The following is a 6,202-nucleotide window of genomic DNA, read 5'->3' on the forward strand; positions in this document are numbered from 1 at the left end:
CGCTTGGCTGGGGTGGCGGGAGTGCATTTTCTCGCTGTTCTGATCTGCTCGGAAGATCGAGATATCTGTGCGGAGGATGGTGATCCTCTGCGCCTCCGCGTCTCCTCGCTTCTGCGTCAAGTTTTTCAACGCCAGGGTTGAGTCCGAATTCTGGTGAATCCGGCTACTGCTATGACGAGGGCTGACAGCTTCGTAGCCGGATTCGCCAAGAATTCGGGTTTGCGGGAGCTTGGTTGCAAACGAGCCGGGCAACGCGGATCGCGGAAATTGTTTTTGACGCAGAGACGCCAGGGCGCAGAGGCGCAGGGAGTTGCTCGTGGGAGAGCATTTACTCGAGGGAATGAGCGGCTCGGAAGATCGAGATATCTGTGCGGAGGATGATGATCCTCTGCGCCTCCGCGTCTCCCCGCCTCTGCGTCAAGTTTTTCAACGCCAGAGTTGAGTCCGAATTCTGGTGAATCCGGCTACTGCTATGACGAGGGCTGACCTTAAGTTTGCGTCAAAACCATGATGCGGATGGGGTGCTCGGGGTCGTCATCCATCTCCACCGTGTGTTCGGTGTAGTCCCACGGTTTGTCCTTCACCCACTGTGAGAACTCGGTCGCGATCAACCGTTGCGGGTCGCTGAGGATCAATTGCCCGTCGTCGGTCAAGTGCTCCGCGGCCGATTGCAACAGTTCGGGCCACAACGTGCGAAGGTATGTGACATCGCTGCCCAGGATGAATGGGAACTTCTTTGGGGCCAGCGAATCTTCGCCCAACCGGAAGACTTGCACGTCCGCGTGCAGACCCAACCGAGACAGGCTGAGTCGTACCAATTGCAGCGGGTCTTCTACACCATCGGTCAGCGTCACGCGGGCGCCACGCAGCAGAGCAGCGATGCCGGCGTGTCCGGTTCCGCAGCCGACTTCCAGGACATCTTGGTTGTGGATTGGGACTCGGTCCAGGAATCGATCCAGTCCCGAGGCGGCTCGCCAGGTGGTTGCCCAAAACGGATCGATCACGCCCTCTTCGCCAGCGTCCTGCCGCTCGCAGGCTTCGATCAGCATCGCGTCGGGGTCGGAGGCAACCGCCAACGGACGTTCCTTGCCGGCGATCAAGGTGTCTTCCCAGTGCCATGCGAATGAAAGTGAATCGGCCATGTTGCGATGCGTTCGTGAAAGATCAGATGAAGAGAGGAGTGGTCAATTGCCAGTGCGATGGTCATCCAAGACCGTCGCGTTCGACATGGGTGGTCTGGGCAGACCGACTTGCGGAATTGGGAGGACGGTTTCGAAAGCCCGTCCTGCGGGAACGTTGTTGGGCGAGATCAACGGCGGTGAAGCAGTTCTGCGGCGTCGGCGGCGAAGTAAGTCAGCACGCCATCGGCACCAGCTCGCTTGAAGGACAGCAGGCTTTCCAAGATCACCGCGTCGCCGCTGAGCCACCCTGCGTCAGCGGCTCCGCGCAGCATCGCGTATTCGCCGCTGACTTGATAGGCAAACGTCGGCACGCCAAAGGTCTCTTTCACGCGAGCGACGATGTCCAGGTAGGGCATCCCGGGTTTGACCATCACGCTGTCGGCTCCTTCGGCCAGATCCAAGGCGACTTCCGCGATCGCTTCATCGGATTGAGATGGCGATTGCTGGTAGGTCTTTTTGTCGGCCGCGCCGAGGTTGGCGGCCGAGCCAACTGCATCGCGAAACGGACCGTAGAACTCGCTGGCGAACTTCGCCGCGTAGGACATGATTTGAACACTTGAGTGACCGCCTTCGTCCAGCGCGGTGCGGATCGCACCGATGCGTCCGTCCATCATGTCGCTCGGTGCGATGATGTCGCATCCCGCCGCGGCTTGCACGATCGCTTGCTTGCACAGCACATCGACCGTTTCATCGTTGATGACTTGTCCGTCGCGAACCAAGCCGTCTTGACCGTGGCTGCTGTAGGGATCCAGAGCCACGTCGAGGATCACGCCCAGCGAATCGCCGACCGCGTCTTTGATTTGGCGAGTAACCCGGCAGACGAGATTGTCTGGGTTGTACGCTTCGGCCGCGTCTTCTGATTTCAGTTTTGGATCGGTGGCGGGAAACAATGCGATTGCGGGAATGCCCAGGTCCACGGCTCGTTTGGCGGCGGCGACAATTTCCGTTTCGCCCAGCCGGTTCACGCCGGGCAGCGATCCGACAGGTTGTTGGCCCGATCCATCCATCACGAACATCGGCCAGATCAAATCGTCGACCGACAAAGTGGTTTCGCGAACGAGGCGGCGTGACCAATCGGTCGCTCGCACTCGGCGCAATCGGGTGGCGGGAAAGGCGGCACGCGGAGCAGGGGGGCCAGTGAATCGGGACAAAACGAGCACCATGAGATCGATCGAGAAACGGCGACGGCGATTGCGGTGGGGCCAACTCCGCCGGGAGACGACTCCCATTTTGCGTCACAGAACGTGCCAAGCCTACCCGACCGTCTGCTAAACTGATTCCCCCGATCCCTCACGTCTCGGAAGGGACGTTTTCGAAATTCAACTTGTCCCACCCACCCCACAGACTCAACGCCGATGAAATTTCGACTTTGCAACTTTCTGGCCACCCTCGCGGTGCTGGCCTCGTTCACCCTTGCCATTGCACAGGCCTCCGCGGAGAACAAACCGCTGAAGGTTTTGCTGATTGATGGCCAAAACAATCACAAGTGGAAAGAGACCACGCCTCTGATCCAAGCCACGCTGGAATCGGGCGACTTCGCTGATGTCACCGTCGCGACGGCGCCTGGCAAAGGCGAAGACAAGTCTGGATTTGCACCCAAGTTCGCGGACTACGACGTGGTGGTTTCGAACTACAACGGCGAAGCTTGGTCGAGCGAAACTGAAAAGGCATTCGAGGCCTATGTCAGTGACGGTGGTGGGTTCGTGACCGTTCACGCGGCCGACAATTCGTTCCCAAACTGGGATGCCTACAACCGGATGATCGGTCTGGGCGGCTGGGGAGGCCGGAATGAAAAAGACGGGCCGTATGTCCGCTGGAAAGAAGACCAGAAGAAGTTCACGCGTGACATGTCCAAGGGCAGCGGCGGACAACACGGTCGTCGCGTTCCGTTCACGTTGGTCGTTCGCGACGCTTCGCACCCGATCACCGCTGGATTGCCTAAGTCGTTCCTGCAGGTTGCCGACGAACTGTACGGCAAACTTCGTGGTCCGGCGGAAAACATGAATATCTTGGCGACCGCTTACAGCAACCCTGGAACGGGCGGCACGGGAGAGCATGAACCGATTTTGATGACGATCGAATTCGGAAAAGGACGCGTCTTCCACACGACGCTCGGGCATGACGTTGCTGCCATCCAAGGTCTGGCGTTTCAAACCACGCTTCGCCGCGGAACCGAGTGGGCCGCGACGGGCGACGTGACTCTGCCTGCCGTTTCGGCTGACAAAATGAGTGCAGACGAACCCGCGACGGGCGATCCGGCCAAGGCGTCCGACGTTGAAGGTGGCGAGCAAGCCGCGACCAACAGCGGCGTCAACTTCGACGCAGCTCCGGATTTGAAAGCGGACGGTTGGAAGTCATTGTTCGATGGAAAGGGCTTGGACGGATGGAATCGCAAAAACGGAACGGCCAAGTACCGAGTCGAAAACGGCGCGATCGTCGGGACAACATCCGAAGGCAGCCCAAACTCGTTCCTGTGCAGCAACGAAAACTACGGCGACTTTGAACTGACCTTTGAGGTCAACGTGGACAAGGGCCTCAACAGTGGTGTGCAGATTCGCTCGCAATCACGTGAAAAGGGCGGACGGGTCTACGGACCGCAGGTCGAAATTGAATCCGCCCCTGGCGAAGCTGGTTACCTCTATTCCGAAGCCACCGGTCGCGGATGGATTACGAAAGAGCAACCGATCAAAGACGCGTACAAGAACGACCAGTACAACCGATACTTGGTGCGAGCCCATGGCAACCGGATTCAGGTTTGGATCGGCGACCAAAAGATCAGCGACATCCAAGACCCAGAATCCTCGACCAATGGATTCCTTGGTTTGCAGGTCCACGGCATCAAGGCTGGTACCGGCCCATTTGAAGTCCGCTGGCGCGACATCCAAATTCGCGAACTGAAGTAGGTCTGTCGAAGGGATTGATTTGGACGTTGGTGAGTTGGTGATACAAGGCGTTCTCGAAACGTCTTAACAACCCCGCCCGCGAGACGAGGTTGTGCCGTTTTATTTTACCCTCCCTTTAGGAGGGGCGGCCCGCTTCGGGGAGGGTTGCGCGCTGGTTCCGATGCTCGGCCCTCCCCTCGCATATGCTTTTTGAAGGTGCGCTTTTCTCAAAACCCGAAGCGTCAGCGAGGGAAAAACGACTTTGACTTCGCCTCGCTGACGCGTCGGGTTATGAAAAAAACAATGCCTCACGCAAAAGCGCAACTTCAAAACTGACGCGTCGGGTTGTGAAAAAGCCAATGCCTCACGCAAAAACGCAACTTCAAAACATACGCCTGAACGGCGTCGCTCGACCTCTCCCCAAACTTCGTTTCGGGAGAGTTGCGCCGTGTGGAAATCCGCCGAAAAGCGAAGGCTGAAATCGGCAAGACTTCCTTTGGGAAGGGGGATTGGGGCCGCCGTGCTTCGAGACCGGTTGGTTTTGAGGAAAGCGGCTTCACTCGTCACCCGTCGGGATTCGTTGCAAGGCTTCTTCGCGGGTTTTCAATTTTCCGTCGAGTTGATCGTCGCGAATGGATTGCAGGATGGCTTTGAATTCGGGGCCCGGACGCATTCCTGTGGAGATCAGATCGGCTCCGGTGACCAACGGCGGCGGATTGAGTTCGTTGGGATCGCCGGACAACGCACGACCGGCGCGGGCGACGCCGCGAGATTTTGGTGCCAGGGCGCGGGCGGTGGCAACGATCGTCGGGGCATCGGTATCGACCAAGATCGGCTGCAACCTGGACCACGCGAGTCCATCGCACTGGGTGATCGTTTCGGCGTGAGTCAGTGCGGCCTCGACGGCCCGGCGTTCCGCGACCGACAGTTTCCAATCGTCGAAGATCAGACGCAGGGTGTGCAGCGAATCGCCGGGCAAGTGGAACAGCGCGATTGCCATCGCGGTTTCAAAGGTTGGTTGTTTGGCGGCTTGGATCGATCTTGAGAATTCGGTCCAGTTCATCGTTTGCAGTTGCGGCCAGATGTGCAGCGACAATCCCGTGTCGACCAGAGTTTCCAAACCGAAGTCGACGGCGGGGGCGGTCATCACGCGGCGCATTTCGGCCCCGATGCGTTCACCGCTGACCACGCTGATGTCGCTGGCGTGATTTTGAATCGCAGCGAAAGTTTTGTGTTCGATCGAAAATCCCAGAGTCGTCGCAAACCGGACGGCGCGAAGCATTCGCAGTTTGTCTTCTTCGAAACGCTGGATGGCTTTTCCGATCGTCCGCAGGTGGCCTTTGCTAAGGTCTTCCAGGCCACCGACGTAGTCGATCACTCGAGAGTCGAAGACGTCGTAGAACATCCCGTTGATCGTGAAATCGCGGCGAAGTGCATCGGCTTCGGCATCCCCGTAGGTGACGCTGTCGGGGCGGCGGCCGTCGGAATAATTCCCGTCGGCTCGGAACGTCGCGACCTCCGTGGGCATCCGCTTGTGGGATGTTTCTTCGGCCGCGGTGGACCGAGGCGGCAGCACGCCGATCACGCCGAAGGATTCGCCAAACGCCAAGGTGCTGCGTTTTCCGAACACCTCGCGGACGGATTCGGGAGTCGCATCGGTGGCGACGTCAAAGTCCTTTGGTTTGCGTCCCAGCAGTGCGTCACGGACGCATCCGCCAGCCAGAACGGCCACAAAGCCAGCGTTTTTCAGCTCGGTGATGATCCGGACGGCTTCCGCGGCTTCGGGAGTTTTGAGGATTTCGATCGGGAATTCTGGCATCAGCGAAAAGGAAGTCGAGGTTTTTGGTGCGACGATTTCACGGAGCGTCGTTCCGCCCGAGTTTCGAAAAGACGCTAACATACCGAAGCGTTTGATTGTTCCAATCATCGTCGCTCCTTTTCATTTTCTCGTTCGATTGAAATCACCGTTGTCTGCTGAATTTGCCTCCTCACCCGATCGATTCACGGATGCCGAACTGGTCGCGTTTCTGGACGAACAGCTCGAGCCATCGCGGTCATCCGAGATCGAGCAAGCGGTGCGCGAAGACGAAAAACTGCGTCAGCGGCTGATTCAGTTGCGAGGCCAGGATGTCGCTGGTT

4 protein-coding genes are annotated in these 6,202 nt (G+C 58.5%); 1 reads left to right on the forward strand and 3 read right to left on the reverse strand.

Features of this window, described 5'->3' with window-relative positions:
• Positions 1–488: 488 nt before the first annotated feature.
• Positions 489–1,142, reverse strand: coding sequence for a class I SAM-dependent methyltransferase (locus tag ACF8AM_RS11795; RefSeq protein ID WP_392555822.1), 654 nt, complete (start codon positions 1,140–1,142; stop codon positions 489–491).
• A gap of 167 nt (positions 1,143–1,309) precedes the next feature.
• The gene (hemB, locus tag ACF8AM_RS11800; RefSeq protein WP_392555823.1) at positions 1,310–2,344 is read right to left on the reverse strand and encodes a porphobilinogen synthase; all 1,035 of its coding nucleotides are present in this window, start codon (positions 2,342–2,344) and stop codon (positions 1,310–1,312) included.
• Positions 2,345–2,536: 192 nt separating this feature from the next.
• On the opposite strand from hemB, the gene ACF8AM_RS11805 reads away from it, so the two are divergent.
• Complete coding sequence (locus tag ACF8AM_RS11805) at positions 2,537–4,084, forward strand: family 16 glycoside hydrolase (RefSeq protein ID WP_392555824.1); 1,548 nt, start codon at positions 2,537–2,539, stop codon at positions 4,082–4,084.
• Between the two features lie 535 nt (positions 4,085–4,619).
• Here the strand turns inward: ACF8AM_RS11805 and ACF8AM_RS11810 are convergent.
• Positions 4,620–5,882, reverse strand: coding sequence for a CCA tRNA nucleotidyltransferase (locus ACF8AM_RS11810; RefSeq protein ID WP_392555825.1), 1,263 nt, complete (start codon positions 5,880–5,882; stop codon positions 4,620–4,622).
• Positions 5,883–6,202 lie beyond the last annotated feature (320 nt).

Origin of the sequence: Rhodopirellula sp. JB055 (assembly GCF_043100905.1) — a bacterium.
Classification (GTDB): Bacteria; Planctomycetota; Planctomycetia; order Pirellulales; family Pirellulaceae; genus Rhodopirellula.

Coding starts and splice junctions, on each gene's coding strand:
- ACF8AM_RS11810 (WP_392555825.1), bottom strand. CDS start 5,882: ATGCCAGAATTCCCGATCGAAATCCTCAAAACTCCCGAAGCCGCGGAA.
- ACF8AM_RS11795 (WP_392555822.1), bottom strand. CDS start 1,142: ATGGCCGATTCACTTTCATTCGCATGGCACTGGGAAGACACCTTGATC.
- hemB (WP_392555823.1), bottom strand. CDS start 2,344: ATGGTGCTCGTTTTGTCCCGATTCACTGGCCCCCCTGCTCCGCGTGCC.
- ACF8AM_RS11805 (WP_392555824.1), top strand. CDS start 2,537: ATGAAATTTCGACTTTGCAACTTTCTGGCCACCCTCGCGGTGCTGGCC.